This window comes from Xanthomonas vesicatoria ATCC 35937, assembly GCF_001908725.1.
In the GTDB taxonomy this organism is placed as follows: domain Bacteria; phylum Pseudomonadota; class Gammaproteobacteria; order Xanthomonadales; family Xanthomonadaceae; genus Xanthomonas; species Xanthomonas vesicatoria.
Genome location: NZ_CP018725.1, coordinates 4,879,169 through 4,905,646 on the forward strand (window position 1 = coordinate 4,879,169; position 26,478 = coordinate 4,905,646).

At 65.8% G+C, this 26,478-nt stretch carries 24 protein-coding genes, 1 other RNA gene and 1 pseudogene; 12 read left to right on the forward strand and 14 right to left on the reverse strand.

Features of this window, described 5'->3' with window-relative positions:
- Positions 1-155 precede the first annotated feature (155 nt).
- The 5 genes from rlmKL to BJD12_RS21345 all read left to right on the forward strand — a co-directional run bounded on the left by rlmKL (position 156) and on the right by BJD12_RS21345 (position 5,286).
- Positions 156-2,291, forward strand: coding sequence for a bifunctional 23S rRNA (guanine(2069)-N(7))-methyltransferase RlmK/23S rRNA (guanine(2445)-N(2))-methyltransferase RlmL (gene rlmKL / locus BJD12_RS21325; protein ID WP_005996695.1), 2,136 nt, complete (start codon positions 156-158; stop codon positions 2,289-2,291).
- 146 nt (positions 2,292-2,437) lie between these two features.
- Positions 2,438-2,512: non-coding RNA, sX9 sRNA (locus BJD12_RS21330), on the forward strand.
- 127 nt (positions 2,513-2,639) lie between these two features.
- Positions 2,640-3,416: an NAD kinase gene (locus tag BJD12_RS21335; RefSeq protein WP_005996693.1), complete on the forward strand. Its 777-nt coding sequence runs from the start codon at positions 2,640-2,642 to the stop codon at positions 3,414-3,416.
- Positions 3,417-3,580: 164 nt separating this feature from the next.
- Positions 3,581-4,546, forward strand: a complete 966-nt coding sequence (locus tag BJD12_RS21340; RefSeq protein ID WP_005996691.1) for a 5'-nucleotidase — start codon at positions 3,581-3,583, stop codon at positions 4,544-4,546.
- Positions 4,543-5,286, forward strand: a complete 744-nt coding sequence (locus BJD12_RS21345) for a spermine/spermidine synthase domain-containing protein (RefSeq protein WP_005996689.1) — start codon at positions 4,543-4,545, stop codon at positions 5,284-5,286. Before BJD12_RS21340 ends, BJD12_RS21345 begins: the two co-directional genes overlap by 4 nt.
- A gap of 214 nt (positions 5,287-5,500) precedes the next feature.
- Here the strand turns inward: BJD12_RS21345 and BJD12_RS21350 are convergent, their stop codons facing one another.
- The 13 genes and pseudogenes from BJD12_RS21350 to asnS form a co-directional block, all read right to left on the reverse strand.
- Entirely contained in the window at positions 5,501-6,067 is a 567-nt protein-coding gene (locus BJD12_RS21350; protein ID WP_005996687.1) for a DUF2939 domain-containing protein, read from the reverse strand.
- A gap of 118 nt (positions 6,068-6,185) precedes the next feature.
- Positions 6,186-6,872 carry a DUF2461 domain-containing protein gene (locus BJD12_RS21355; RefSeq protein WP_005996685.1) on the reverse strand — a complete coding sequence of 229 codons (687 nt, stop codon included), beginning with the start codon at positions 6,870-6,872 and terminating at the stop codon, positions 6,186-6,188.
- Positions 6,869-8,314 carry an exodeoxyribonuclease I gene (gene sbcB / locus BJD12_RS21360; RefSeq protein WP_005996683.1) on the reverse strand — a complete coding sequence of 482 codons (1,446 nt, stop codon included), beginning with the start codon at positions 8,312-8,314 and terminating at the stop codon, positions 6,869-6,871. The genes BJD12_RS21355 and sbcB overlap by 4 nt, the downstream gene beginning before the upstream one ends.
- Before the next feature lie 324 nt (positions 8,315-8,638).
- Positions 8,639-10,006 (reverse strand): FAD-dependent oxidoreductase, encoded by a 1,368-nt coding sequence (locus tag BJD12_RS21365; protein WP_005996681.1) that lies wholly within the window; start codon positions 10,004-10,006, stop codon positions 8,639-8,641.
- 171 nt (positions 10,007-10,177) lie between these two features.
- On the reverse strand, positions 10,178-11,452 hold the full coding sequence (gene kynU, locus BJD12_RS21370; protein WP_005996679.1) for a kynureninase: 1,275 nt from the start codon (positions 11,450-11,452) through the stop codon (positions 10,178-10,180).
- Between the two features lie 32 nt (positions 11,453-11,484).
- Positions 11,485-13,614 carry an FUSC family protein gene (locus BJD12_RS21375; protein WP_005996677.1) on the reverse strand — a complete coding sequence of 710 codons (2,130 nt, stop codon included), beginning with the start codon at positions 13,612-13,614 and terminating at the stop codon, positions 11,485-11,487.
- A gap of 60 nt (positions 13,615-13,674) precedes the next feature.
- Entirely contained in the window at positions 13,675-14,205 is a 531-nt protein-coding gene (locus BJD12_RS21380) for a 3-hydroxyanthranilate 3,4-dioxygenase (RefSeq protein ID WP_005996460.1), read from the reverse strand.
- Between the two features lie 85 nt (positions 14,206-14,290).
- Positions 14,291-14,953, reverse strand: a complete 663-nt coding sequence (gene can / locus BJD12_RS21385; protein ID WP_005996458.1) for a carbonate dehydratase — start codon at positions 14,951-14,953, stop codon at positions 14,291-14,293.
- Between the two features lie 93 nt (positions 14,954-15,046).
- Complete coding sequence (locus tag BJD12_RS21390) at positions 15,047-15,679, reverse strand: FMN-binding negative transcriptional regulator (protein ID WP_005996456.1); 633 nt, start codon at positions 15,677-15,679, stop codon at positions 15,047-15,049.
- A gap of 1 nt (position 15,680) precedes the next feature.
- On the reverse strand, positions 15,681-16,016 hold the full coding sequence (locus BJD12_RS21395; protein ID WP_005996454.1) for a hypothetical protein: 336 nt from the start codon (positions 16,014-16,016) through the stop codon (positions 15,681-15,683).
- Positions 16,013-16,318, reverse strand: a complete 306-nt coding sequence (locus tag BJD12_RS21400) for a hypothetical protein (protein ID WP_005996452.1) — start codon at positions 16,316-16,318, stop codon at positions 16,013-16,015. Before BJD12_RS21400 ends, BJD12_RS21395 begins: the two co-directional genes overlap by 4 nt.
- Positions 16,315-16,715: pseudogene (locus BJD12_RS21405) on the reverse strand (ADP-ribosylation/crystallin J1); the annotation flags it as partial. The gene BJD12_RS21400 and the pseudogene BJD12_RS21405, both read right to left, overlap by 4 nt.
- A complete protein-coding gene (gene asnS / locus BJD12_RS21410) occupies positions 16,693-18,087 on the reverse strand; it encodes an asparagine--tRNA ligase (RefSeq protein ID WP_005996449.1) in 1,395 nt (464 codons plus the stop codon). The pseudogene BJD12_RS21405 and the gene asnS, both read right to left, overlap by 23 nt.
- 187 nt (positions 18,088-18,274) lie before the next feature.
- Here asnS and BJD12_RS21415 point away from each other — a divergent pair, with 187 nt between their 5' ends.
- The 7 genes from BJD12_RS21415 to BJD12_RS21445 all read left to right on the forward strand — a co-directional run bounded on the left by BJD12_RS21415 (position 18,275) and on the right by BJD12_RS21445 (position 25,146).
- Entirely contained in the window at positions 18,275-18,613 is a 339-nt protein-coding gene (locus BJD12_RS21415; protein ID WP_005996447.1) for a HesB/IscA family protein, read from the forward strand.
- Between the two features lie 315 nt (positions 18,614-18,928).
- Entirely contained in the window at positions 18,929-19,360 is a 432-nt protein-coding gene (rpsF, locus tag BJD12_RS21420; RefSeq protein ID WP_005991245.1) for a 30S ribosomal protein S6, read from the forward strand.
- An 11-nt stretch (positions 19,361-19,371) separates the two neighbouring features.
- On the forward strand, positions 19,372-19,602 hold the full coding sequence (gene rpsR, locus BJD12_RS21425; protein WP_005991243.1) for a 30S ribosomal protein S18: 231 nt from the start codon (positions 19,372-19,374) through the stop codon (positions 19,600-19,602).
- A gap of 196 nt (positions 19,603-19,798) precedes the next feature.
- Positions 19,799-20,248, forward strand: coding sequence for a 50S ribosomal protein L9 (gene rplI, locus BJD12_RS21430; RefSeq protein ID WP_005991240.1), 450 nt, complete (start codon positions 19,799-19,801; stop codon positions 20,246-20,248).
- Positions 20,249-20,459: 211 nt separating this feature from the next.
- Positions 20,460-23,963: a chromosome segregation protein SMC gene (smc, locus tag BJD12_RS21435; RefSeq protein WP_005991238.1), complete on the forward strand. Its 3,504-nt coding sequence runs from the start codon at positions 20,460-20,462 to the stop codon at positions 23,961-23,963.
- A gap of 56 nt (positions 23,964-24,019) precedes the next feature.
- A complete protein-coding gene (gene zipA / locus BJD12_RS21440; RefSeq protein WP_005991236.1) occupies positions 24,020-24,754 on the forward strand; it encodes a cell division protein ZipA in 735 nt (244 codons plus the stop codon).
- An 8-nt stretch (positions 24,755-24,762) separates the two neighbouring features.
- The gene (locus BJD12_RS21445) at positions 24,763-25,146 is read left to right on the forward strand and encodes a hypothetical protein (protein ID WP_005991234.1); all 384 of its coding nucleotides are present in this window, start codon (positions 24,763-24,765) and stop codon (positions 25,144-25,146) included.
- Between the two features lie 96 nt (positions 25,147-25,242).
- Here the strand turns inward: BJD12_RS21445 and BJD12_RS21450 are convergent, their stop codons facing one another.
- A complete protein-coding gene (locus tag BJD12_RS21450; protein WP_042827869.1) occupies positions 25,243-26,367 on the reverse strand; it encodes a pyridoxal phosphate-dependent aminotransferase in 1,125 nt (374 codons plus the stop codon).
- Positions 26,368-26,478 lie beyond the last annotated feature (111 nt).

Below are 26,478 nucleotides of genomic sequence, written 5' to 3' on the forward strand. Positions count from 1 at the left end.
GCGGTGCGGCCGGCGGGGGGTGGTAATGCCGGCCGCGATGGCCGACCATTTGCGGCCCATCCACGGCGACCACGGCACTGCCCACCCGGGCGCCGGCCCGCTTGTCCTGCTCCCACGCTCGCCGCCGCGCCAGCGTCTTATCGATACCTGCCTACGTGAAATTCTTCGCATCCTGTGCCAAGGGCCTGGAATACCTGCTTGCCGACGAGCTGCTCGCGCTCGGTGCCAGCAAGGCCACCGCCACCATCTCCGGCGTCAATGTCGAGGGTGAACCGCGCGACGCGCTGCGCGCCGTCATGTGGTCGCGCCTGGCCAGCCGCGTGCTGTGGCCGCTCACCGAGTTCGACTGCCCGGACGAGGACGCGCTGTATGCCGGCGTGTCAGAGTTGCCGTGGGACGAGCACCTGTCGGTAGGCCACACCTTGTCGGTGGACGCGCACGTCTCCGGCACCGCGATTACGCACGCACGCTATGCCGCGCAGCGCATCAAGGACGCGGTGGTCGACACCATGCGCCGGCAGGGGCTGGAACGCCCGTCGGTGGATGTGGAAAGCCCCGACCTGCGGTTGAACCTGTCGCTGCGCAAGGGCCGCGCCACCATCTCGGTGGACCTGGGCGGCGGCCCGTTGCACCGGCGCGGCTGGCGCATGGCGCAGAACGAGGCGCCGCTGAAGGAAAACCTGGCCGCGGCAGTGTTGCTGCGCGCTGGCTGGCCGCGCGTGTATGCCGATGGCGGCGGCTTGCTGGACCCGATGTGCGGCAGCGGCACGTTGCTGATCGAAGGCGCCTTGATGGCCGCCGACGTCGCGCCCGGCCTGCAGCGCTACGGCAGCGATGTGCCCAGCCGATGGCGCGGGTTCGATCGCGCGGTTTGGCAGCAGCTGGTCGATGAAGCGCGCGAACGCGACAGTGCAGGCCGTGCCGCGCTGAAGCAGGTGATCCACGGCAGCGATATGGACCCGCACGCGATCCGCGCCGCCAAGGAAAACGCGCAGGTGGCCGGGGTAGCCGAGGCGATCTGGTTCGGTGTACGCGAAGTGGGCGATCTGCAGACCCCGCCGCAGGCCACCGGCGTGGTGGTCTGCAATCCGCCGTACGACGAGCGCCTGGCTGCCGATGCGGCCTTGTATCGCAAGCTGGGCGACACCCTGCAGCGCGTCGTGCCGCAGTGGCGTGCGAGCCTGCTGTGCGGCAATGCCGAGCTGGCGTACGCCACCGGCCTGCGCGCGGGCAAGAAATATCAGTTGTTCAATGGCGCGATCGAGTGCGCGTTGATCGTCTGCGACCCGATCGCGGTGCCGCGCCGTACGCCATTGGCGGCACCGACCGCGCTCAGCGAAGGTGCGCAGATGGTGGCCAACCGGCTGCGCAAGAATCTGCAGAAATTCAAGAAGTGGCGTGCGCTCGAAGGCATCGAGTGCTTCCGCGTCTACGATGCCGACCTGCCGGAATATTCCGCTGCCATCGACGTGTATCAGCAAGCCGATGGCGACCGGCGCATCTTCCTGCATGTGCAGGAATATGCCGCGCCGGCGACCATTCCGGAGGCGGATGTGCGTCGTCGCCTGGGCGAGTTGTTGGCGGCTGCGCGCGAGGTGTTCGAGGTGCCGGCCGAGCGCGTCGCATTGAAGTCGCGCGAGCGTGGCAAGGGCGGCAGCAAGTACGGCCGCTTCGAACAGCGCAACGAAATCGTCCACGTGCGCGAGCACGGCGCGCTGCTGCGCGTGAACCTGTTCGATTATCTGGATACCGGCCTGTTCCTGGACCACCGCCCGTTGCGCGGCACCATGGCGCAGCAGTCCAAGGGCCGGCGCTTTCTCAACCTGTTCTGCTACACCGGCGTGGCCAGCGTGCAGGCGGCGGTGGCCGGCGCCAGCGCCACGACCAGCGTGGATCTGTCCGCGACCTATCTGCAGTGGTGCGCCGACAACCTGGCCTTGAACGGCCAGGCCGGCACCAAGCACAAGCTGGTGCAGGCCGATGCGCTGGCCTGGCTGGAAGCCGAGCGTGCGCACTTCGACGTGATTTTCTGCGACCCGCCAACGTTCTCCAACTCCGCGCGCGCCGAGGATTTCGATATCCAGCGCGAGCACGTCCGCCTGCTGCGTGCGGCGGTGGCGCGTCTGGCGCCGGGCGGCGTGCTGTATTTTTCCAACAACTTCCGCCGCTTCAAGCTGGATGAGGAAGCGGTCGCCGAGTTCGCGCAATGCGAGGAAATCAGCCCGCGCACCATCGACCCGGATTTCGAACGCCATGCACGCATCCATCGCGCATGGCGGTTGACGGCCTGAGCCCAGGCCGGTTGTGCCCGATGCAGGACTGCGTGCGGTGGCGAAGTCGCCGGCCGGCGCGGTTGCCGCATGTGCACACGGCGAAGAGTAGTACCAAAACGAATGCGCTCGCCGCCAGGCGGGCGCGGCCGGTGCTCGGAACCGGCATGTGCCACTCGTACACTCCGGCTCCTTCGCGCCGTCCGCACCCACCTGACGACTGCCCGCTACGTTTGTTAGCCGCTCTAGGGCGTAGTAGCGCCTGAACCCGCGGACGCAATCTTGGTCGCGCAGGCGAGGGCAGGGCGCGCCGGCGACAAGCCCACCACAGCGCTGCGGTATGCTGATTCGCATGCTTCGGAGTCAACGATGACCGCATCACCCCGCATTGCCTTTCTGGCCAGTCACACCGAGCCCGCGATGAACGCGCGGGCGCGTCTGGTGCAGCGCTACGGCGATCATCCGCTGGAGACCGCCGAGATCGTCTGCGCTCTGGGCGGGGATGGCTTCATGCTGCAGACCCTGCATCGTCATGGTGCGGCAGACAAACCGGTGTTCGGCATGAAGCTGGGCTCGGTCGGGTTTTTGATGAACCAGTACCGCGACGACGAAGACGACCTGCTGGTGCGTCTGCAACGGGCCGAACCTGCGCATCTGCGGCCGCTGGAAATGCTGGTGCAGACTGAATCGGGCACCAGTGCCGGGTCGCTGGCCTACAACGAGGTCTCGCTGTTGCGGCAGACCCGCCAGGCCGCGCATCTGAGCGTGGATCTCAATGGCCAGACCCGCATCGCCGAACTGATCGGCGACGGCGTGATGGTCGCCACGCCGGCCGGCAGCACCGCCTACAACTATTCCGCGCACGGGCCGATTCTGCCGCTGGGCTCGCATACGCTGGCACTGACGCCGATCGCGCCGTATCGCCCGCGCCGCTGGCGCGGCGCCATCCTCAAGGCCGATACCGAAGTGCGCTTCCGCGTGCTCGACCCATACAAGCGTCCGGTCAGCGTCACCGCCGATTCGCACGAGATCCGCGATGTGGTGGAAGTGACCATCCGCGAATCCACCGAGCGCCGCGTCACGCTGCTGTTCGACCCCGAGCACAATCTGGAAGAGCGCATCTTCAGCGAACAGTTTGCGGTGTGAGGAGCGAGGATTGGGTATTTGGGAGTTGGGATGGGGCAGATCAACAGCGCGGCATTGCGCGGCGCGTGCTGTGGAAACGGTAGGATGCAGCGCTGTGGCTGCAGCAGCATTGCGTTGTTGCTTTCACCAATCCCGACTCCCCAATCCCCAATCCCGGCACCCAAATGGCTGACAACTCCCCCAGGTTATTGACCGTCGCGGTGACCTCGCGCGCGCTGTTCGATCTTGAAGAAGGCCATGCGCTGTTCGAGGCGAACGGGGTGGAGGCGTATTCGGCGTTTCAGCGCGAGCACGAAGATGACATCCTGCAGCCGGGCGTCGCGTTTCCGGTGGTACGCAAGTTGCTGGCGCTCAACCACGATGTGCCGGAAGAAACCCCGCGGGTCGAGGTGATTCTGCTGTCACGCAATTCTGCCGACACCGGCTTGCGCATCTTCAATTCGATCCAGCACTACAACCTTGGCATCGTGCGCGCGACCTTCACCTCCGGCGAGCCGACCTGGCCGTACGTCAAACCGTTCGGCACCGATCTGTTTCTGTCGGCCAATCCGGACTCGGTGCGGCGAGCGCTGACCCACGGCATTGCCGCAGCTACCATCATGCCGCGCGCGCCGGGCGAGCGTGCCGAGGCGGCCGCCGCGATCGTGGACAACGACGAAAGCCGTCTGTCCACGCAGCTGCGCATTGCCTTCGACGGCGATGCGGTGATCTTTGGCGATGAGAGCGAACGTATCTCGCGCGAGCAAGGCGTGGAAGCCTTTGGCCGCCATGAGCGCGAGCGTGCGCGCGAGCCGCTGTCGGTCGGGCCGTTCCGTAATTTTCTGTCGGCGTTGCATACCTTGCAGGCGGCGTTCCCGCCCGGCGAAGCGTCGCCGATCCGCACGGCGCTGGTCACTGCGCGTTCGGCGCCTGCGCATGAGCGGGTGATCCGGACCTTGCGCGAGTGGGGCGTGCGCCTGGACGAAGCGCTATTTCTCGGCGGCCGCCACAAGGGGCCGTTTCTGGAAGCGTTTGGCGCAGACATCTTCTTCGACGACTCGCAACACAACATCGACAGCGCACGCCAGCACCAGCATGTGGCGGCCGGCCACGTGCCACATGGCGTGGCCAACGATCCGCCGAGCCGATGAGCGAGTCGCCGCAGCCGCCAGCGCGTGCCGGGCTGCTGCGGACCTGGCGCAAGCTGGAACTGACCTTCACCGACGACACGGTGCAGACCCGCATGTCGCGCTGGGCGCCGCATCGGCTGATGCTGCCGTATACGCGCAGCATGCTGGCGGCGTTGTGGCTGCAGCCGCGTCCGGAGTGCATCGGGCTGATCGGCGTGGGTGGCGGTGCGCAGCTGAAGTTCTGCCATCGCTATCTGCCCAGTACGCGCTTGGAAGCGGTCGAAGCCGATCCGCAGGTGCTGGCAGTGCGCGATGCATTCGCCATCCCGCGCGACGACGCGCGGCTGGAGATCACGTTGGGGGACGGCGCCGACTGGATCGGCAACCGAGGCGGGCGCTACGACCTGTTGCTGCTGGATGCCTACGACGCCAATGGTATTCCGCCGGCGTTGTGCACGCCGCAGTTCTACGCCGACTGTCGCGCGGCCCTGCGCGAGGGCGGGGTGCTGGCGCTGAATCTCTACCAGGTGCCGATGGCCGAGCATCTGGCGCAGCTGCGAGAGCTGTTCGATGGGTTGGTGTTGCTGCTGCCCGAACCGGATTTGCGCAACCAAGTGGTGTTTGCCTGGAAAGGCCGACGCACACCGGGCACGCCGGACGCCGCGCTGGCCGGGTTGGCATGGTCGGCACGCCGGCAATTGCGGCCGTCGATGCTGCGCTTGCAGGCGGCATGGCTGGAGCGGGCCTGGCGGTTTTCCTGAGGCGGTACGTCTGCAGATCCTGCCAACAGTGGCCAGCGAAACCTAGCCAGTCGTCATCGGTGAGCACAGACGGCGTGCTCCGTACCCGGGTGCACGCAGGGACATGCCGATGCCGCACACCGGCCACGCCCGCCTGGGCCCCGCAGGCGTTTGGTTCACTGCATCAGGGATACGCGCGTGTGCGTCGACGCATCTGGACCGCGTCACTAGGCGATTACGGCGTTTGCTCGCTGGGTGTGGCCGGCAATGGCAACTGGATATCGGTCAGCCGCCAGCGCAGGCCCTGGCGGGTCAGCACGAAGTTCACCGGCGCACCGTCGGCGGTCTGCGTGGTGGCGGTGAAGCGGCGGGTGGATTCGAAGCGCTGCGTGGCGCCTTGCAGCGGGCGCGCCGGTGCCGGCGCCGCATAGGTGTCGGCGCTGACAGTGTCCCCGATGAGGCGGTTCCACACGCTGTGGCCTTGCAGCAACGCACCGATGCCCAGTGGCGTGACCAAGGTATCCACGCCGGCGCCGCTGATGCCGCTGGCCAGTTGCAATGCAAAGCCACCGAGCAGGCTTGATTGCATGCTGCTGCCGGCCTGACGGATCAGGTAATCATCCAGTTGCGCCTTGAGGTTGACGCGAAGGCTGGGAAAATCCACGTAGCTGTCCAGCTGCGCGGCATCGCGGTCGGCGATAGCCTGACTGATGCCGCGCATAGCCAGATACGGCCCTGCAACCACGTAACCCGCCAGCAGCACTACGCCCAGCAATGGCACGATCCACCAGCGCCTTCTCATCGTTCGCACTCCGTTGCCATGCATGGTGTGGGGAGGATGTTCGACAGCGGCCAGACCACAGCAACAGGTTGCGACCGTCGCAACGGCATGGCGCGCAGTGCCTGCGCCGCAGCTCGCCTCAAAATTCCAGATCCAGGGCGGCGCACAGATAATCCACAAAAGGCGCCAGCGTCACCAGGTCCGCCTCGATAGTCTGGCGCAGGCGCGGCCCGGTCATGATGGCGTCGTCCAGATGGCGCAGATACGCCCAGTTGCGGTGCTTGAGATCGTCGATGAATTCGAAATCGTTGGGAAACCCGCGCGGTGCGCGGACCAGCTTTTCGCTGTCATCCAGGGCGAACTTGCGACGCAATTTGGGATCGTATGCGGCCGTCCTCCAACCGCCGGGGTTTTCGAAGATGAACTGGCGGAGCTTGCGTTGTGTGTCGGGTTCAGGGTGCCACAGGCCTGCACCGACAAAGCTCTCGCCGGGCTGCAGATGGATGTAGAAAGAAGGTGCCGGTACCTGCCGGCGGCGCTCATGAAACAGGCGCGCGCCTTGCCAGTTCTTGTAGGGCGACTTGTCGTTGGAAAACCGCGCATCGCGATAGATGCGAAACAGCGAGCCACCCTGGGTCTTGGGGTCGGCGCGATAGTGTTCGCTGACCTCGGCAAGCGCGGGTTGCAGATCGGTGATCAGCTGCAGAAACGGCTGGCGCACATGCGCCTCGTACTGGTGACGATGATCGGCAAACCACGTCTTGTCGTTGTGGCGGGCCAGGGCACGCAGGAACTTGAAGCTGGCATCTGAAAAGTAGGTCGTCATAGCGTGCGTTGGAGATCCGAACCCCAGGCGGCGAGCTGGTCGAGCAGGGCTTGCTTGGTAGCATCGTCGGGGTGAGCGAGCCGTAAATCCGCAATCTGCGCGTGATACTGGTCCAGGGTGACTTCGCCCAACCCATGGTCTTCGAGCAGGCGCTTGCGGCGGTACTGGTTCCAGCGTTCCTGCTCGTCGAATGACAGCGTCTGCGGCCAGTTGCGCGCGCGGTAACGGAACAGCAGCTCGACCAGCCGCGGATCGCGAAGCCGCGTTTCCAGCGCGCCTAGTTCCTCCGGCGCGCTGGCGCGCACCTGGGCAAGCAGGCGCTTGTCGCCTTCGGCCAGAAAACCGTCGTAGAGCGAGGCATCGGCATCGTTGACCGCGGCAGCTGCGGCACGCTCGTTGCCGTAGACCTGGCGCACCTTCTCTGCCAGCGCCGGGCCCAGTTCGCGCAATCGCGCGGCCTTGGCCAGCACTGCGTCGCGGTCCAGGCCCAGGCGCTGGAAGTCCGGCTCGCGCAGATGGTGCCAGGCCACCAGTGCCGGCGACTTGTTCAGGTGCACTTCCTTGAGCGGGATGCGTTGCTCGCCTTCGGGCAGATCCGCGGCGCGGATATACAACCGGTCGGCGATCTCGTCCGGGCTCAGCCGCAACAGCACCTCAGGGTCGCCGTCCAGATCGAACACGATCACGCGGCTGTCGATGCGCGGATGCCGCGTCAGCGGCAGCACGGCCGCAGCGCATAGGCGCGAGGCCGGGTAGCGCTGCGAGATGTGCAGCACCGGTTCCATCGCAATCACATCGAGCAGCGTGGCGGCAAAGCGCTTGTCGCGCAGGCGCAGCGCGTAGTCCCACAACTTTGGCTGGTGCTGCTGGAATTTGCGCGCCATGCCGATGGTGGCGTAGACGTCGGACAAGGCTTCGTGCGCATCGCCCTCGCGCACTGCGTTGGCGTCGGCCAGATGTTCGAGTTTGAACGAGGTGGCGCCATCTTCGCGCTGCGGCCAGGTGATGCCTTCCGGGCGCAATGCGTGCACCAGCCGTAGCACGTCGAGCAGATCCCAGCGCGAATTACCGCCGCGCCACTCGCGCTCATAGGGATCGTAGAAATTGCGGAACAGCCCGCAACGTACGAACTCGTCGTCGAAGCGGATCGAGTTGTAGCCCAGTGTGCAGGTCTGCGGCCGGCTCATCTGCTCGGCGATGCGCGCAAACGCTTCGGCCTCGCTCACGCCTTCGCGCAAGGCGTGTTGCGGAGTGATGCCGGTGACCATGGTCGCGTAGGGCGAGGGCAGCAGATCGTCGGCCGGTTGCACGAAGAAGCTGATCGGCTCGTCGATTACACGCAGTTGCGCATCGGTGCGCACGGCGGCGAACTGCGCAATGCGGGTGCGCCGCGGGTCCTGGCCAAAGGTTTCCAGGTCGTAGAAGAGAAAGCTGTCAGGCATGCGGGTGCAAGATCCAGATCCGCGGCGCACGGCGTATGCGCCGCCAGTGGCCGCTAGTATCCCTCATCGCAGCGCCGGCTCGCTGAGGCGCAGCTGTGCGCGGGGCAGGCGCCTGCTGCAGACCGTGTGCGGTAGGTGTTGGCGAGTACGGCTTGAGCGTTTGCGTGCAGTGCGCAGACGCTGGGATGACCTTGGAGCTGCTGCCACAACGTGGTGAGCCGCTGTCGGGTGGTGTGGACGCTGCGCTCATGATCTCAGGGAAAGCACGGTCCTGAGCATGCCGAGCATGTCTGGCGGTGAGCGCAGACTGGTTGGCAGCGGTTCTCAGTGCGCGCCTTCCAGCGGCTCCAGACGTGCGTGCACCACCGCTTCCAGCGCTGCCCAGTCGATGCGCGACAGGTCGGTATGTCCGCGGGTGGCCTCGACCAGGATCTCGCGCTGGATATCGCTGCGCGCCAACGCAATCGAATAGCGCGTGCGCAGGAACGTCACCATGGTGTAGTGCGGTACGAAGCGGGTGGGCCAACGCGCCTGCAATTGCTGTTCGAGTTCGCGCTGCAGCAGGAAGTCGGCATCGCCGACGCGGTCGCGCATTTCCAGGTAGTTTTCCAGCGCCATCTGCTGGATCGCTGCGGCATCGTCGCGGCGTGCGGCTTCGAACGCGGCAAACGCGCTGCCGATGTCGTCGTGCGCGTCCATCTGCTCGGCCAGCGCCACGCAATCTTCGAAGGCGCAGTTCATGCCTTGGCCATGGAACGGCACCATCGCATGCGCGGCATCGCCGATCAGCAGTGCGCGACTGTCCAGATGCCAGCGCTCCAGGGTGAGGGTGCCGAGCAGGCCGGGCGGATGCTCTTCCCAATGTTCTTCAAGCTGCGGAATCAGCGGTAGCGCGTCGGGGAAATCGCGCGCGAACAATGCATGCGCCTCTTCGCCGGTGCGGGTGGTGGCGAAGCTGGGCTCGCCTGCGTTGGGCAGGAACAGGGTGACGGTGAAGGTGCCGCCATCGTTGGGCAGCGCGATGCACATGTAACGCCCGCGCGGCCAGATGTGCAGCGCGTTGCGTTCGATGCGGAAGCCGCCATCGGGCAGCGGCGGGATTTCCAGCTCCTTGTACGAGTGATCCAGGAATTCGGTGCGCTCGCCCAACGGCGATTTGCGCTGCATGGCCGCGCGCAGTGCCGAGCCGGCACCGTCGCTGCCGATCAGGCTCTGAAAATGGATCTCGTGCGGCTGATCGTCGCGGTCATCGATAAACCGCGCGTAGCCGGCATCGAAGTCCACCGTATGCAGCCTTCGATAGAAGTGCACCGACGCGCCGGCCTGTTCGGCCAGATCGAGCAAGGCGATATTCAATGCGGCGCGGTGGATCGACCAGATCACCTCGCTGTCGTCGCGGCCATAGCGCTGCAGCTGCGGGTCGCCGGCGATCGGGTGCACCATGCGGCCGCGCATCATCACCGCCTTGGCCATCACCGCCTCTTCGGCACCTGCCTGACGCAACGCATGGCGTCCGCGTTCGGCCAGCGCCAGGTTGATCGAACGGCCGGATTCGTAGCCCTTGATGCGCGGGTCGCCGCGTCGTTCGTACACGGTGACCTGCCAGCCGCGACGCGACAGCAGGATGGCGAGCAGGCAACCGGCCAGGCCGGCGCCGATCAGGGTCAGGGAGCGAGGGGAGACGGGGCTCAATGCAATGTCCGGCAGCAGCCGGACGCGGGAGCCGGCAAAGGGGAGGGAAGAAGCAGCTGGCTAGCGCGCGCACCTGCATTACCGCAGGCGCGCTCGGAGTGTACGTGGGCGTGCGCGGGTTTCGCGTATGCCTGCCACATGGCCGGTGGTGTTGCAGTCAGCGTGCGGCACTCAGCTGGCGGCCCAGGTTTCCACCTGTTCCACAAAGGTGTGCAGGTCGCTGAAACGGTTGTACAGCGGCACCGGTGCGATGCGGATCACGTCCGGTTCGCGCCAGTCGCCAAGCACGCCAGCCGCATGCAGATGCTCGAACAACGCGCGCCCCTGCGCGCGTCCGCCGGCCACCCGCAACGACAGCTGGCAGCCGCGCTGCGTCGGTTCGGCCGGGGTGACGATCTGCAGCACCTGCGGCACCCGGGCGTGGATCAGCTGCTCCAGATGTCCGGTGAGGTGTTCGGACTTGCCGCGCAGCGCGGGCATGCCGGCCTGGTCGAACAGCTCCAGCGATGCACGCAGCGGCGCCAACGCCAGCACCGGCGGATTGCTCAGCTGCCAGCCTTCCGCGCCGGGCGTGGGCACGAACTGTGGCTCCATGCGGAAGCGGGTCTGCTGCTCGTGTCCCCACCAGCCGGCCATGCGCGGCAGGTCGCTATTGGCATGGCGTTCGTGCACGAAGCACCCACCCACCGCGCCCGGCCCGGCATTGAGATATTTGTAGTGGCACCACACTGCGAAATCGACGCCGTCGTCGTGCAGGGTCAGCGGGATATTGCCCACCGCATGCGCCAGATCGAAGCCCACTGCCGCACCTTGCGCACGCGCCAGTCGCGCGATTTCGCCCAGGTCGAAGGCCTGGCCGGTGCGGTACTGGATACCGGGCCACAGTACCAAGGCCAGGCGCGCACCGTGCGTGGCGATGGCATCGGCAATGGCCGCCATCGACAACGTGCCATCGGGTGCATCGGCCTCCACTTCGATCAACTGCGTGGCCGGATCCAGCCCGTGCAGGCGCAGCTGCGATTCCACCGCGTGGCGGTCGGACGGGAACGCACCGGCTTCGATCAGGATCGCGCCGCGTTCGGGCGTGGCGCGATAAAAGCTCGCCATCATCAGATGCAGATTGACGCTGAGGGTATTCATCGCGACCACTTCGCCCGGTTGCGCGCCGACCACGCGTGCCAGGCCGTCGCGCACCAACTGGTGATAGGTCAGCCATTGCGTGGGGCCGGTGAAGTGGCCTTCCACTGCAAGCGCGCCCCAGTGATCGAGCACTTCGCTCACCATCGCGCGGGCCCGACGCGGTTGCAGGCCCAGCGAATTGCCGACGAAATAGGTCTGATCCCGGCCCTCGTGCTGCGGGAACACAAAGGCATCGCGCAGGCTGCGCAGCGGGTCGGCGGCATCCAGCGCCGCGGCGTGGGAACGGGACAACGGTTCGGTGCTCATCGGGCTCGCAGGGTCTGAATCGATGCGGCAGTTTACCTGCCGGTCCCTTGCGCGCCGTCATGCACTGCTGGTGTCCCGGTCGAGGCCGGTCGGGCAGGGCGCAGCAGATGGGTGAGCGTGCCGATGCTGTCGGTGACGCGGTCGATGGTGTCGGCAAGGGCGGCGGTGGTCGGCGAACCGTCCGGCAGCGCGGCCAGCGCATCGGAAAGTTTGCGCTCGGCGCTGCGTAGCGTGGCCGCGACCGGCGTGCCGCCGTTGTGCAGGCAATCGATCAGCTCGGCCAGCGCCTGGTCGGCGTCATCGGCGAAGGCGGGCAGTGCGTCCAGTGAGGGCAAGGGGTGGCCATCGCGGAGCACTGCCTCCAGCAGCAAGGTGGCGCGAATCAGCCGGTTGCCGTTGGCCAGCAGCGATTCGGCCAGCTTAAGTTCGTGCAGATTGCGGCGGCTGCGTGGTTCGCCGCGCAGGCGTTCGATCGACGCCTGCGCATTGGTCCGCGCCACGCGTGCGGCGGCGCGGCTGTCGCTCAGCCGATCCATCTGGCCCAGCAGCAGGTTGTGCAGATGCTCGCGATAGGCAGTGAGCAACTGCGCCAGCGACGCGCGGATATGCCGGCGCTCGCGCGTCGGCCACAGTGCGTAGGCGATCAGTGCCAGCGCGCTGCCGGCCACGGTGGCCTGCAGCCGTGCACCGACCGCCTCACCGGGTGTCATGCCTTCGAAGGACAGCAACAACACCAGCATGCCGGTGAGGAAGGCCACGCCGATGCCGTAGTTGACCTGGGTCAACAAGCGAAAGCCCAGGCAGAACAGCGCCAACAAGGCCATGCGGATGCCGGCGCCATCCATCGCAAAATGAGCCAGCAGGGTGGCCACCAACAAACCGATGAAGGTGCCGGCCACGCGCAAGGCGCCGAAGCTGAAAGTGCCGCCAAAATCGGGTTTGAGCACGATGGCAGTGGTCATCGGGATCCAGAAGCCATGCGGAATCTGCTGCCAGCGCTCAAACGCGATGGCCAGCGCCAGGCACACGCCGCAGCGCAAGGCATGCCGGAACGCCACCGACGACAGGGCCAGGTTCGCGCGCAGCGTTGCCCAGGTCGCTGCCGGGCGCAGCGCCGCCGGCAGCCGCGCTTCGGCCAATTGCGCCTGGATTTCGCCGCGGCTGCTGGCCCAATGCGCATTACGGATCAATGCGCGCAACTGGCCGCCCAAGCCCTGCGCGCGGGCCACCGCCACGCGCACCAGGCGGCGCTCCCGGGTGTCGGCGTTGTCGTGCTGAAACTGCGCCAGTGCGCCGACCAGATCGTCGAAGCCGGTCATCGACGCATCGGCCGCCACCGGGTCTTCGCCCACCGTCATGGCGTGGGCCAGCTGCTCGAGCACGATGGCGCTGCGTTCGAGCACCCGCTCGATCGCCGGGCGCGCCTGCGAGTCGGTCAGGCGGGTGTGGGCATCGGCCAGCGACAGCAGCTCCAGCCGTACGCGGTCGCAGAGCTCGGCGATGATGCGAAAGCTCTGCACCGCGATCGCGCGCGAGCGATGTTCGCCGTGCAGCATCACCATCGCATCCAGCACTTCCTGCGTTGCGGGCGGTGCCGCGCTGGCCTCCGGGCGTTGCCGTGCGATTGCTGCCAATTGCCGCATCAGGTCGGCAAGCGCGAAGCGTTCCGGGCGATAACGTTGCAAGGGCCAGGCCGCCAGGGCCAGCAACACCTGCAGCAGGCCACCGGCAAAGATCAGTGCGGCCACGCCGGGCGCCTGTTCCACCGGCAGCCGCATGTCGGCACTGACCACCAGCAGGATCATGCTGGTCAGGCCGACGCGTGCGGCAACCGGGCCCAGCGCCACCAGCAGTCCGCCACCCAGGCCGAGCAGCAGCCCGGCGATCACCAGGGCAGGTGTGTCATGGCCGACCCATATGCCCAGCAAGGCCGCCAGGCCGGCGGCCAGGGCCGCCATCAGCATGCGCTGCAAACGCGCGCGATAAGGGCCGGGCTGATCGGAAAACATGGTGTTGAGCGCCCCGCTGCACACCGCCAGGCCAGCGGCGACATGCCCGGTGGCCACGCCGATCGCCAGCGGCAGCACGACCGCCGCAGTGTTGCGCAGGGCTACACGCAGCGGCACATCGCGCGGCTTGAGGTCGATCAGTGCGCGCAGCATGCTGTGTGCTTGTGTGGGTGCGACCGGTGCGTGTATTGCATGCGCTGGCGCCAGCGCAACTCAGGCTTGGACCGCGGCATAGCGCTCCGGCGCGGGATGCAGATGCCCGCACTGCGTGCAGGTACGCAGCGCCAGCGAGCGATAGAAGTGATCGAACACCGGCGGGAAGTCGGTCTCGATGTTGCCTAACGGAAACATCGCCTCATACAGCTTGTGATTGCACTGCGGGCAATACCACTGCAGGCCGTCCTGCTCGTGCGGCAGGCGTTCGCGCTCGATGACCAGGCCGATCGAACCGGCGGCGCGTTGCGGGCAATGCGGCACCTTCGGCGGCAGCAGAAAGATCTCGCCGGCGCGGATCGGGATATCCCGTTGCACACCTTCGTCCTGCACCTTCAGCACCATCTCGCCTTCGAGCTGAAAGAACCACTCCGGGCCTTCGTCGTAGTGATAGTCGGTGCGTGCGTTGGGCCCGCCGACGATCATGATGATGAAGCCATCCTGCTGGATGCACTTGTTGCCCACCGGCGGCTTGAGCAGGTGACGGTATTGCTCGATCCAGGCTTGCAAATTGATCGGCGGGACCAGCATCGACGTTCCTCGGCGCAGAAGGCGTCCAGCATAGCCAACCGCGACGCCGATGGGCGTCGCGGCGGATCGAACATGCAGCGCCGACTCAGCGTTCGGCGTGGTCGGCCTGAATTTTTGCCAGTGCCGCGTCGTAACGCTCCTGCAGCAGGTCGGCGCGGTCGATGGACATGCCCAGATCGTGCGCATGTCCATCGCGCAGGCTATACACCCAACCATGCACGCACAGCTCCTGCCCACGTTCCCACGCATCGCGCACGATGGTGGTGCGGCAGACGTTGACCACCTGTTCCAGCACGTTGAGCTCGCACAGGCGCGCATGCTGCACCGGCAGATCGCCGGCATCGTGCAGGCAGGCTTCGTGCTTGTCGGCCACATCGGTGACGTGGCGGATCCAGTTGTCGACCAGGCCCATGCGCTTCTGGGTCAGGCTGGCGAACACGCCGCCGCAGCCGTAATGGCCCACCACCAGGATGTGCTTGACCTTGAGCACGTCGACGGCGAACTGGATCACCGACAGGCAGTTCAGATCGGTATGCACCACCACGTTGGCGATATTGCGATGCACGAACACTTCGCCTGGAGCCATGTCGATGATCTGGTTGGCTGGTACGCGCGAGTCGGAGCAGCCGATCCACAAGTATTCCGGGGTCTGTTGCGTCGACAGTTTGGAGAAGAATTCCGGGTCTTCGCGGCGGATACGCTCGGACCAGGCACGGTTGTTTTCAAGTAAATGGTTGAGCTCGTTCATGCGCGCAGTATTCCAGAAGACGACGGGGAGGAAGCAAGCGGGAGGCGGGCCATAAAGCGGTGGTGCAGGAACGCGAACACGATGACACGGCGATCAGCGCTGGCGCGCACGCAACGCATTGCGCATCAGTGTGGCCACGTCCTGCGCATCGCTTAAACGTTGGTGCTCCAGTGCATCGGCCACTGCGGCGACATTACCGGCCGGATGGTTCTGGCTGAGCTTGAAAGTGAGTTCGATGCGGCTTGGCACGAAGCAGAAGCCGACCAGCCCACGCAATTGCCGACGGTGGCTGTCGCGTTCCATCTCGAACTGCCAGTCGCGGCCAATGCGCTGCTCGAAGTGCGCGCTCATCCGGCCGATCAGATCGCCCACCGCCGCTTCATCGGCAACCTCGCTGCACTGGCCATGCAGATGCGCGATGGCGTAATTCCAGGTCGGCACGCGTGCGGCCGCTTCCTTGTCTAGGTACCAGCCGGGCGATACATAGGCATGCGGCCCCTGCACGACAATCACCGTATCGCCAGCATGGCGCGCTTGCGGATTGGGGCGTGCCCAATGGCCCTCGATAAGCACCTGCTGGCCGTCGCGCCGGTACAGCACCGGCAGATGCGAGATCGCCGGTTGTCCGTCATCGTCCTGGCTGATCAGGGTAATGAACGGGTCGCGCGCCAGGAGCCAGTCCAGCAGCGCCAGATCGGTCTGTGCGAACGCGCGCGGTGCGTACATCTCAGGCGCGGCCGCCCATGCTCACCACCATGCGTTCGCGCAGGTCGGCATCGGTGTCGCCGCGCGGTGGCGAGATTTCGTGCAGCGAGAAGCCGCGCATCAGTGCGTCTTCTTCGTCCAGCCCATCCAGGGCCACGAATTCGGCATCGAACAAGGCCGCGCGTGCGGTGTCCTCGCTGTCGTAGGCCAGCGTCTTGCCATCGCTGTCGAGCACTTCGGCGGTGCCGGCCTCCTTGATGCGCAGGCGTGCCCAGATCAGGGTGCGGCCGATGGTGGCCAGCCACCATTGGTCGCCGCTGTCGGAGTTGTGCGCTGGGTCGATGTCGATGATGTTCATGTCAGTACCTTGGAAAGCAGCCCGAGCAGGGCCGCCATGCCCAGGCCGAAAAAGATGGTCAGCAGCGAAAGCCAGGCGGGTGTGGCCAGACCGGACAGCGCATTGTCGCGGTAGCTGCGGTAGCGGCGCGCCAGCAACCAGCGCCACGCGATGGGGCTGATGAAGGCGGGGTCGCCGAAGCTGTCCAGTGCTTCCGGGTGACGATCGCGCAGGTGCACCAGGGTCAGCGGCCAGAAGATCAGCAATGCGGTCAGTCCGGCAACGGCCACACCGACAAAACACAGCGCGAAGAACAGGGTCATGGGCGGGGCTCGGCAGGCGGAGCATCGAAGCGGGCAATGATCGTGATGGAGCCGACGATCGCCGCGTTGAATTTGTCGAAGTCTTCGGCCGGAATCCACCACTCGGTGTGATGCGCGCCGCCGACTGTTTGCATGGCGTACTGGTCGACGAACGCAGCGAGCGCAGCGAACTGGGCCACATCGCCAACGCCGCTGTCCTTGACGTTCCAGCGCGATGCGATTTCCCCGGCATAGCGCCGATCGGTGGCAGGAGGGAAGCCCGGTTGCTCCGGCAATCGCGGCGGCCAGCGTCGAAAGCCGGGGACACGCACCAGGGCGTCTTGCTCCGGCCGCAACGGGCGATGCATCGTGACGGTGGCCGCCGCCGTGCTCACTCAGAACTCCGCGCTGCCCGGCGCGCGCGGGTAGGGGATGGCGTCGCGGATGTTGCTCAGCCCGCACACGTACACCACCAGCCGCTCGAACCCCAGGCCGAAACCGGCATGCGGCACCGAGCCGTAGCGACGGAAATCGCGGTACCAGCTGTAGTGCTCCTTATCCAGGCCGAACTGCGCCATGCGCGCATCCAGCACATCCAGGCGCTCTTCGCGCTGGCTACCGCCGATGATTTCGCCGATGCCCGGCGCCAGCACGTCCATCGCCGCGACGGTCTTGCCGTCGTCGTTCAGGCGCATGTAGAAGGCCTTGATGTGCTCGGGATAATTGGTCACCACGACCGGGCGGCCGATATGTTCCTCGGTTAGCCAGCGCTCGTGCTCGGTCTGCAGGTCCAGGCCCCATTCGACCGGGAAGTCGAATTTTTTGCCGGAGTTCTGCAGCAGCTTCACCGCCTCGGTGTAGTCGATCTGCTCGAACGGGGCATTGATGAAGGCATCCAGCTTGCTGATCGCGTTCTTGTCCACGCGCTCGGCCACGAAGGCCAAGTCGTCGCCACGCTCGTCCAGCACCGCGCGGAACAGGTACTTCAGGAACTGCTCGGCCAGGCGCGCGTCCTCGGCCAGGTCGGCGAAGGCAATTTCCGGCTCGATCATCCAGAACTCGGCCAGGTGGCGCGTGGTGTGGCTGTTTTCGGCGCGGAAGGTCGGCCCGAAGGTGTAGACCTTGCTCAGCGCCAGGCAGTACGCCTCCACGTTGAGCTGGCCGGACACGGTGAGGAAGGTTTCCTTGCCGAAGAAGTCGCGGCTGAAATCCACATTGCCGGTGGCATCGCGCGGCAGGTTGACCATGTCCAGCGTGGAAACGCGGAACATCTGACCGGCGCCTTCGGCGTCGGAGGTGGTGATGATCGGCGTGCTGATCCAGTTGAAGCCGTTTTGGTGAAAGAAGCGGTGCACCGCCTGCGCCAGGCAGTTGCGGATACGCGTCACCGCGCCGAACAGATTGGTGCGCGGACGCAGGTGCGCCACTTCGCGCAGGAATTCCGGCGTCATCGGCTTGGGCTGGATCGGGTAGGTGAGCGGGTCTTCGACCCAGCCCACGATCTCCACGCCGCTGGCCTGGATCTCGAACGACTGGCCCTTGCCCTGCGACTTCACCAGCACGCCCTTGGCGATCAGCGAGCAGCCGCTGGTCAGGCGCTTGATCTCGTCGAAATTAGGCAGCGTGTCATTGGCCACCACCTGGATCGGAGCGAAGCACGAGCCATCGGTCACGTTGATGAAGGCCAGTCCGGCAGATCCGCGCAATGTGCGCACCCACCCCCGTACCGTGACTTCGCCGCCTTCGGGAAGCTTGCCCGCAAGCGCATGTTCAACGCTGACCACCGTCATGACTGTTCCTCGCCGTAGCGACCTTGAATGGTCTGCGAGTTTACTGGCTGCGACCGCGCTGGCGCGAGCGCCTGAACAGGCGTCGTGGCGCGGCGGCTTGCGTGCAGGCGTGGCCGGCCCCATCTGGACTGCATGCCGATTCCCTGGTCGGCCCCTATACTTGTCGCCATTGTGTTGGAGTGCCCGCATGACCATCAGCCTCACCCCCGCCGCGCTGGAGCGCGTGCAGCGTTTCGTGCAGCAGACCCCGGGTGCGTTGGGTCTGCGCTTTGGCGTGACCAAGACCGGCTGCTCCGGCTGGGGCCATATCACCGACCTGGCACGCGAGAAGCGCGACGACGACGCGGTGTTCGAACAAGGCGGGGTCCGTATCTTCGTAGACCCGGCCAGCCTGCCGCTGGTGGATGGCACCTGCATCGACTTCGGCAAGCACGGGCTGAGCGAGACCTTCACCTTCAGCAATCCCAACGCCACCGCCGAGTGTGGCTGCGGGGAGAGCTTTACCACTGAAGCCGAGCATCGCTGAGCCGGCCGGCGCGCGTTATTCCTTCTCCCATCGGGAGAAGGTACCCGAAGGGCGGATGAGGGTGCGGGGCGAAGCCTCGTGGAGTTGAACGACTCGAGAGGCTTCGCCCCGTACCCTCACCCCAACCCCTCTCCCGGCGGGAGAGGGGCTTTGGAACGTCCTTGCTGGACGGCTGGTTGCGGCTAAATGCCTGAACTGCCATACTTTCCTGCTTCCTGCCCGATTCCGGGCGGGAACCCTTGCTCCACCGGCCGCTTGCGCGGACCACCGGGGAGCTGTCCGGCCCACGTGGCCACATCCGAAAGGTAAAACAACATGAGTCGTCATTACGAAGTCGTGTTCCTGGTCCACCCGGACCAGAGCGAGCAGGTCCCGGCCATGATCGAGCGCTACAAGTCGCTGATCGAGGGCGGTAACGGCACCATCCACCGTCTGGAAGACTGGGGCCGTCGTCAGCTGGCCTACCCGATCCAGAACCTGGTGAAGGCGCACTACGTGCTGCTCAACATCGAAGTCGACCAGGCCGTGCTGAGCGAGCTGGTGGAAAGCTTCCGCTTCAACGATGCGGTGCTGCGTCACCTGGTCGTCAAGCGCGATGGCCCGGACACCGAGCAGTCGCTGATCATGAAGAGCAAGGACGAGAAGGGCGACAAGCCCGAGCGTAGCGAGCGTCGTCGTCGTGACGATGAAGAGGGCGATGCCCCCGCTGCCACCGATACCGACGGCGACAACGCCGAAGCCGCTTAAGGAGCGCTGTCATGTCCAAGTTCTTCCGTCGTCGCAAGTTCTGCAAGTTCACCGCCGAAGGCGTCAAAGAGATCGACTACAAGGATCTCAACACCCTGCGTCAGTACCTCACCGAGAACGGCAAGATCGTGCCGAGCCGCGTGACCGGTACCAAGTCCAAGTACCAGCGTCAGCTGGCCACGGCCGTCAAGCGCTCGCGTTTCCTGGCGCTGATCCCGTACACGGACAATCACGACGTTTAAGTCGTTGATGTGAGTCCCTCACAAAAGCCCGCACATCCATGTGCGGGTTGTTAATAGATAGAGGTCTGGTGATTCGAGATGCGGTGTTGATCGTGCTTTTGCGATTCCCAAATCCCGAGTCCCGAATCCCGTCTTTTCGGACAGCACCCGTTGCGCCAGCCCACGTGCCGGCGCTAACGAATAACGGAGTACCACCATGGATCTGATTCTTCTGCAGAAAGTGACCAACCTGGGCAACCTGGGTGACAAGGTCAGCGTCAAGCCGGGTTACGGCCGCAACTTCCTCGTGCCGCAGGGCAAGGCCGTGCCGGCCACCGCTGCCAACGTCGAAGCGTTCGAAACCAAGCGCGCCGAGTACGAAGCCAAGGCCAACACCATCCTGGCCGATGCACAGAGCCGCGCCACCAAGTTCGAAGGCGCCAGCGTCACCATCGGCGCGCATGCGTCGACCGAAGGCAAGCTGTACGGTTCGGTTGGCCCGCGCGACATCGCCGAGGCATTCACTGCCGCCGGCCTGCCGCTGGAAAAGAGCGAAGTGATCCTGGGCGAAGGCGCATTCCGCAATGTCGGCGAGTACGACGTTGTGCTGCACCTGCACGCCGATGTGGAAACCACCGTCAAGGTCATCGTCGAATCCGACGCCTGATCCTTGCCGCATGTGTGAATCGAAGGGCGCCTTGTTAGGCGCCCTTCGTGTTTTACGGCCAGCCGCAGCACAGCGACGGCGCCCGTTATACTCATGCCCCATTGTCGGTTCCACGGCCTGCAGATCTTGCCGATCAAGGGCTTAGGGGCCGGCTCCACAGGAAAAGCGCCTGCCGGCTGTGTCCGCGCGGTGCCCGGAACCCGTCCGTCCCATGCGCCTGTCCACGATCAAGTTGTCCGGTTTCAAGTCGTTCGTCGACCCGACCACGCTGCACCTGCCCACCAACATGACCGGCATCGTCGGCCCCAATGGCTGTGGCAAGTCCAACATCATCGATGCGGTGCGCTGGGTGATGGGCGAAAGCTCGGCCAGCCGGCTGCGTGGCGACTCGCTGACCGACGTGATCTTTTCCGGCTCCTCGGCGCGCAAGCCGGTGTCGCAGGCGACGGTGGAGCTGATCTTCGACAACTCCGATCACACCATCACCGGTGAGTTTGCTTCGTTCAACGAGATCTCGGTCAAGCGCCTGGTCAGCCGCGACGGCAACAGCGCCTATTACCTCAACGGCACCAAGTGCCGGCGCCGCGACATCACCGACCTGTTCCTGGGCACCGGTCTGGGCCCGCGCAGCTACTCGATCATCGAGCAGGGCATGATCAGCCAGATCATCGAGGCGCGCCCGGAAGACCTGCGCGTGTATCTGGAAGAGGCTGCCGGCATTTCCAAGTACAAGGAGCGTCGCAAGGAAACCGAAACCCGCATCCGCCACACCCGCGAAAACCTCGACCGCCTGGGCGACCTGCGCGAAGAAATCACCAAGCAGCTGGCGCATCTGCAGCGCCAGGCGCGCCAGGCCGAGCAGTACCAGGCGTTGCAGGAAGAACGCCGGATCAAGGACGCCGAGTGGAAGGCGCTGGAGTACCGCGGTCTGGATGGACAATTGCAGGGCCTGCGCGAAAAATTGAATCAGGAAGAAACCCGCCTGCAGCAGCTGATTGCCGACCAGCGCGATGCCGAGGCGCGGATCGAAACCGGGCGCGTACGTCGCGAAGAGGCCGCCGAAGCGGTGGCCAAGGCGCAGGCCGATGTGTACCAGGTGGGTAGCGCGCTGGCGCGTATCGAGCAGCAGATCCAGCATCAACGCGAACTTTCGCATCGCTTGCACAAGGCGCGCGATGAGGCGCAGAGCCAGCTGCAGGAACTGACCCAGCACATCAGCGGCGACTCGGCAAAATTGGCGGTGCTGCGCGAGGCCGTGGATGCAGCCGAACCGCAACTGGAGCAGCTGCGCGAAGACCATGAATTCCGCCAGGAATCGCTGCGCGACGCCGAAGCGCGGTTGGCCGACTGGCAGCAGCGCTGGGAAGCCCATAACCGCGACACCGGCGAAGCCTCGCGCGCCGGCGAAGTGGAGCGCACACGTGTCGATTATCTGGACCGCCAATCGCTGGAAGCCGACCGCCGCCGCGAAGCGCTGGTCAACGAACGTGCCGGGCTGGATCTAGATGCGTTGGCCGAAGCGTTCGAACAGATCGAGCTGCGCCATGAAACGCAGAAGACCTCGCTGGACGGGCTGACCGAGCAGGTCGAAGCCCGCAAGCACGCATTGAGCGGTCTGCAGGAACAGCAGCGGGCAAGCCAGGGCGAGCTGGCCGAAGTGCGTAAGCAGGCGCAGGCCGCGCGCGGCCGCCTGTCGTCGCTGGAAACCCTGCAGCAGGCGGCCCTCGGCCAGGAGCAGGGTGCGGCGGTGGCGTGGCTGAAGTCGCGTGGGCTGGATTCGGCGTCGCGCGTGGGCGAGCGCATCACGGTGGAAAGCGGCTGGGAAAACACCGTCGAAAGCGCGCTGGGGCAGTTGATTGAAGGCGTGCTGGTGGATGCGCCCGAGCAGCTGGTCGATGCGCTGGGCGAGTTGGGCGAAGGCCGCATCGCGCTGGTGTCCGACGCCACCGATGCGGCCACCTTCGCACCGACCTCGTTGGCGGCAAAGGTGCAGGGGCCGATCGCGATTCGCCGTCTGTTGGCGCGTTTGCACGCCGCCGACGATCTGCAGGCCGCACGCGCGTTGCAAGCCTCGTTGCCGGAAGGCGACTCGGTGATCACCCGCAATGGCGAGCGCTTGGGCGAGGGCTGGGTGCGTGTGTCGCGCTCCGGCGCGGCCAAGCAGGGCGCCTTGCTGCGCGAGCGCGAAATCCAGGAATTGCGTACGCAGATCGGAACCCTGCAAGAGCGCGAAGCCGAGCTCGAACAGCGGCTCGCCAGCTTTCGCGAACAATCCCTGGCCGCCGAACAGCAACGCGAGGATGCACAGCGTCAGCTGTACATGGCGCACCGCAGCGTGTCCGAACTGGCAGGCCAGTTGCAGAGCCAGCAGGGCAAGGTCGATGCGGCGCGCACGCGCATCGAGCGCATCGAAAACGAGTTGTCGCAGTTGCTGGAAACGCTGGACACCAGCCGCGAACAAGCCCGCGAGGCCCGCGCGAAACTCGAAGATGCGGTCACCCTGATGGGCGATCTGCAAGGTACGCGTCAGGCGCTGGAAGACGAACGCCGCCAGCTCACCGATGCGCGCGACCAGGCCCGCGATGCCGCACGCGGCGTGCGCGATGCGATGCATGCGCTGGCGCTCACGCTGGAATCGCAGCGCACCCAGATTACCTCGCTCAGCCAGACCCTGGAGCGCATGGACAGCCAGCGCGGCCAGCTCGATACGCGCCTGGAAGATCTGGTTGCCCAGCTCAGCGACGGCGATTCGCCGGTGGAAACGCTGGAACACGAACATCAGGCCGCGCTCAGCGAGCGCGTTCGCACCGAGCGCGTGCTCAGCGAAACCCGCACGCTGCTCGACAGCATCGACGGCGAGCTGCGCAGCTTCGAGCAGACCCGCCAGCAGCGCGACGAACAGGCGTTGGCGCAACGTGAGCGCATCAACCAGCGCAAGCTCGATCAACAGGCGCTGGTGCTCAACGCCGAGCAGTTGTCTGCTGCGGTGGTCAAGGCCGGCTTCGTGCTCGAAGACGTGGTCAACGGCCTGTCAGAGTCCGCCAACGTGGCCGAATGGGAAGCGGCGGTGAACCAGATTGACGGCCGCATGCGGCGCTTGGAACCGGTCAACCTGGCCGCGATCCAGGAGTACGGCGAGGCCGCACAACGCTCGGAATATCTGGACGCGCAGAACCTGGACCTCAACACCGCACTGGAAACGCTGGAAGAGGCGATCCGCAAGATCGACCGCGAAACCCGCGGCCGGTTCAAGGACACCTTCGACCGCGTCAATTCCGGCGTGCAGGCGCTGTATCCGCGCCTGTTCGGCGGCGGGCACGCGTATCTGGAGCTCACCGGCGAAGACCTGCTCGACACCGGCGTGACCATCATGGCGCGCCCGCCCGGTAAGCGCGTGTCCAGCATTTCGCTGCTGTCCGGCGGCGAAAAGGCAATGACCGCCGTGGCGCTGGTGTTTGCGATCTTCCAGCTCAACCCGGCGCCGTTCTGCCTGCTGGACGAGGTGGACGCGCCGCTGGACGAAGCCAACGTCGGCCGCCTGGCCAACATGGTGCGCGAGATGAGCGAGAAGGTGCAGTTCCTGTTCGTCAGCCATAACAAGGCCACGATGGAAGCAGCGCGCCAGTTGTCCGGCGTGACCATGCGCGAGCCGGGTGTCAGCCGCCTGGTCAGCGTGGACCTTGAAGAAGCTGCACGTTTGGTGGGTGCGGCATGACGTGCCATGCTTGCCGGAATATCGACACCTGTCACTTTGATGCGGAGGCACGCTGAATGTCCGACATGGCCATGATCCGGATCGGGATCCTGATCGCGGGATTGCTGCTGGTCGCTGCGATCTTTTTGTTCGGCCGCCCGAAGAAATCGCCACAGGGGCGCCGCGTCGACAAGGACGACGGCCAACCGCGCGAACGCCGCGAGCCGGTGATTTCCGGCGATGCCGGGATCGACGCGGACGCGTTCGAGCGCAGCGAAGGCAGCGTCGAACAGAGCGAGCTCAACCTGGACGACCAGGATGGAACCGGGGGCAACGACGTCGGCAAGCGCCCGAACCAGGATTTCGACAAGATCGTGTCGCTGTTCGTGGCGGCCAAGGCCGGCCAGGTCTTGCGTGGCGAAGACGTGGTGGTTGCTGCGGAAAAGACCGGCCTGGTGTTCGGCCACATGAATGTGTTCCACCGCCTGGTGGAAGGGCATCCGGAGCGCGGGCCGATCTTCAGCATGGCCAGCATCCTCAAGCCGGGCAGTTTCGACATGGCCAATATCCGCGAGATGCAGACGCCGGCGATCGCGTTCTTCCTGACCTTGCCGGCGCCGATGACCGCGCTGGACGCCTGGGAAAAGATGCTGCCAACCGTGCAGCGCATGGCCGAGTTGCTGGATGGCGTGGTGCTGGACGACAGCCGCAATGCGCTGGGCCGCCAGCGCGTGGCGCATATCCGCGACGAACTACGTGCCTACGACCGTCAGCACCAGGCCCCGCCGCTGACCAAGTCCCCGCGCTGGTGAGTTGAGCGATGTTGAGTCTGCAGGGCGTCTTGGCAGCGGCATTGTTGCTGGTGTTGTGGGCGATCCTGGCGATGCCGCTGTTGTGGATCTTTGCGTTGATCGCTGCGCGCCTTCGCAAACGCCCACGCAACTCGCCGTGGGTGGTGGGTAGTTTTGCCGTTGTCATCACCCTGCTGGTGGCGCCGGTGCCGACGCCGTTGATCAGGGTGTTCCTGCCGCATGCGGTCGCGTTGTTTGATCGGCGCTATTACGCGCATATCCTGCAAGGCCCGCCGATGCTGCACGAGCTGCTGCTGTTGCATGCAGGCTCGATGGCACTGACCTTCGTCATCAGCTATCTGTGGATCCGGCGCACCCTGCGCGCACCGCAGCGTGACGCGTTGGAGCAGTAGCTACTCTTTCCGCGGGGCGATAAGGCGCCGCTTGCGCGCCATCGGCGCGCGTGATTTCCCTGCAGGTGCAGGGCCCTTCTCCCGAGGAGTGAAGGGTTAGCGCTTGGCTTTGGTGAACGCCTCGCGGAACCGCATCATCTCTGCCTCGGTACCGACGGTCACGCGCACGCGCTTGGGCCAGATCGGCCAGCTGCGGCCGACGATCACGCCCTGCTTTTGCATCGAATCTGCAAACACGCCGGCCTCGCGCTTGACGTCCAGCATGAAGCAGTTCGCCTGCGTGGGCAGGCAGGTGTAGCCCTTGCTCTTGAGCCAGGCGATGGTCTCGTCGCGCACGCGTGCGTTGTCCGCGCGCCGGGTGGGTACCAATTGCGGGTCGCGCAGGCTGGCGATGCCGGCGGCCATTGCCGGGACCGGCAACGGGTTGCTGCCGAAGCTGGAGAGCTTGGTCTGCAGGCCCGGCGGGGCCAGCGCCGCGCCCAGGCGCAGGCCGGCCATGCCATAGAGTTTGGAAAAGCTGCGCAGCACGATCAGGTCCTGGCGCTGGCGCATCAGATCGACCACCGACGGCTCGTTGCTGTAGTGGATGTACGCCTCATCGACCACCAGCACCGCGCTAGCTGGCTTGTTGGCCAACAGCCACTCGATGTCGCTGCGCGGGGTGGTGCTGCCGGTGGCATTGCCGGGATTGCACAGATAGATCAGGCCAGCGGTCGGGTCGGCCTTCGCCATCGCCTTGACGTCGTGCGCGCCGTCGGCACGTAGCGGCACCTTGCGCACCGGCACGCCGCGGGCGTTGGCGCTGTCGATCACCGGGTCGAAGCTCGGGTCGGCCACTACCAGGCCGGCGCGCGCCGAGGTGAACAGGTTGCTGGCGCGATTCAACGCATCCCTGGAACCGGGAAACAACGCCAGATGGTCGTTGGGCAGCTGCAGCTCGCCTGTCATCAGATTGCGCAGGTCCTGCTCCATCTCCTGCAGGTAGCGGCCCGAACGGGCCAGCGAACGTGTTGCTGCGTCCAGCGCCGCCGGGGCGGGCCCAAGCGGGTGCTCGTTTAGATTGAGCAACACCGTCCCTGCTGCCGGTGCGACGCCCGGCGCTGCCGGCGTGGCTGCGCGCTTGCGGGCCGCCTCGACCGCGGGTGCCAGCCCCAGTGCGGAAACCGCCACGCTAGTGGTTGCAAGGCTGAGAAACGAACGGCGCGAAACGGGCAACGACACGGGTGAGCTCCAGACGGGACGGCGAAGAGGGCGCCACGCTAGCGGGTTTGTGCCGGTCTGCCTATCGGGAAAACCCCGGGCGGCAAACTGTCGGTCGTGAGCGGGCAGATC

Excerpts from the sequence above, each read along its gene's own strand:
- BJD12_RS21400 (WP_005996452.1), bottom strand. The coding sequence starts at position 16,318 with ATGACCCTGTTCTTCGCGCTGTGTTTTGTCGGTGTGGCCGTTGCCGGA.
- BJD12_RS21375 (WP_005996677.1), bottom strand. The coding sequence starts at position 13,614 with ATGCTGCGCGCACTGATCGACCTCAAGCCGCGCGATGTGCCGCTGCGT.
- BJD12_RS21415 (WP_005996447.1), top strand. The coding sequence starts at position 18,275 with ATGACCATCAGCCTCACCCCCGCCGCGCTGGAGCGCGTGCAGCGTTTC.
- asnS (WP_005996449.1), bottom strand. The coding sequence starts at position 18,087 with ATGACGGTGGTCAGCGTTGAACATGCGCTTGCGGGCAAGCTTCCCGAA.
- rpsF (WP_005991245.1), top strand. The coding sequence starts at position 18,929 with ATGAGTCGTCATTACGAAGTCGTGTTCCTGGTCCACCCGGACCAGAGC.
- rpsR (WP_005991243.1), top strand. The coding sequence starts at position 19,372 with ATGTCCAAGTTCTTCCGTCGTCGCAAGTTCTGCAAGTTCACCGCCGAA.
- BJD12_RS21340 (WP_005996691.1), top strand. The coding sequence starts at position 3,581 with ATGGCTGACAACTCCCCCAGGTTATTGACCGTCGCGGTGACCTCGCGC.
- BJD12_RS21345 (WP_005996689.1), top strand. The coding sequence starts at position 4,543 with ATGAGCGAGTCGCCGCAGCCGCCAGCGCGTGCCGGGCTGCTGCGGACC.
- BJD12_RS21335 (WP_005996693.1), top strand. The coding sequence starts at position 2,640 with ATGACCGCATCACCCCGCATTGCCTTTCTGGCCAGTCACACCGAGCCC.
- smc (WP_005991238.1), top strand. The coding sequence starts at position 20,460 with ATGCGCCTGTCCACGATCAAGTTGTCCGGTTTCAAGTCGTTCGTCGAC.
- rplI (WP_005991240.1), top strand. The coding sequence starts at position 19,799 with ATGGATCTGATTCTTCTGCAGAAAGTGACCAACCTGGGCAACCTGGGT.
- kynU (WP_005996679.1), bottom strand. The coding sequence starts at position 11,452 with ATGAGCACCGAACCGTTGTCCCGTTCCCACGCCGCGGCGCTGGATGCC.
- BJD12_RS21445 (WP_005991234.1), top strand. The coding sequence starts at position 24,763 with ATGTTGAGTCTGCAGGGCGTCTTGGCAGCGGCATTGTTGCTGGTGTTG.
- can (WP_005996458.1), bottom strand. The coding sequence starts at position 14,953 with ATGAACGAGCTCAACCATTTACTTGAAAACAACCGTGCCTGGTCCGAG.
- BJD12_RS21350 (WP_005996687.1), bottom strand. The coding sequence starts at position 6,067 with ATGAGAAGGCGCTGGTGGATCGTGCCATTGCTGGGCGTAGTGCTGCTG.
- zipA (WP_005991236.1), top strand. The coding sequence starts at position 24,020 with ATGTCCGACATGGCCATGATCCGGATCGGGATCCTGATCGCGGGATTG.
- BJD12_RS21380 (WP_005996460.1), bottom strand. The coding sequence starts at position 14,205 with ATGCTGGTCCCGCCGATCAATTTGCAAGCCTGGATCGAGCAATACCGT.
- BJD12_RS21390 (WP_005996456.1), bottom strand. The coding sequence starts at position 15,679 with ATGTACGCACCGCGCGCGTTCGCACAGACCGATCTGGCGCTGCTGGAC.
- BJD12_RS21355 (WP_005996685.1), bottom strand. The coding sequence starts at position 6,872 with ATGACGACCTACTTTTCAGATGCCAGCTTCAAGTTCCTGCGTGCCCTG.
- BJD12_RS21395 (WP_005996454.1), bottom strand. The coding sequence starts at position 16,016 with ATGAACATCATCGACATCGACCCAGCGCACAACTCCGACAGCGGCGAC.
- sbcB (WP_005996683.1), bottom strand. The coding sequence starts at position 8,314 with ATGCCTGACAGCTTTCTCTTCTACGACCTGGAAACCTTTGGCCAGGAC.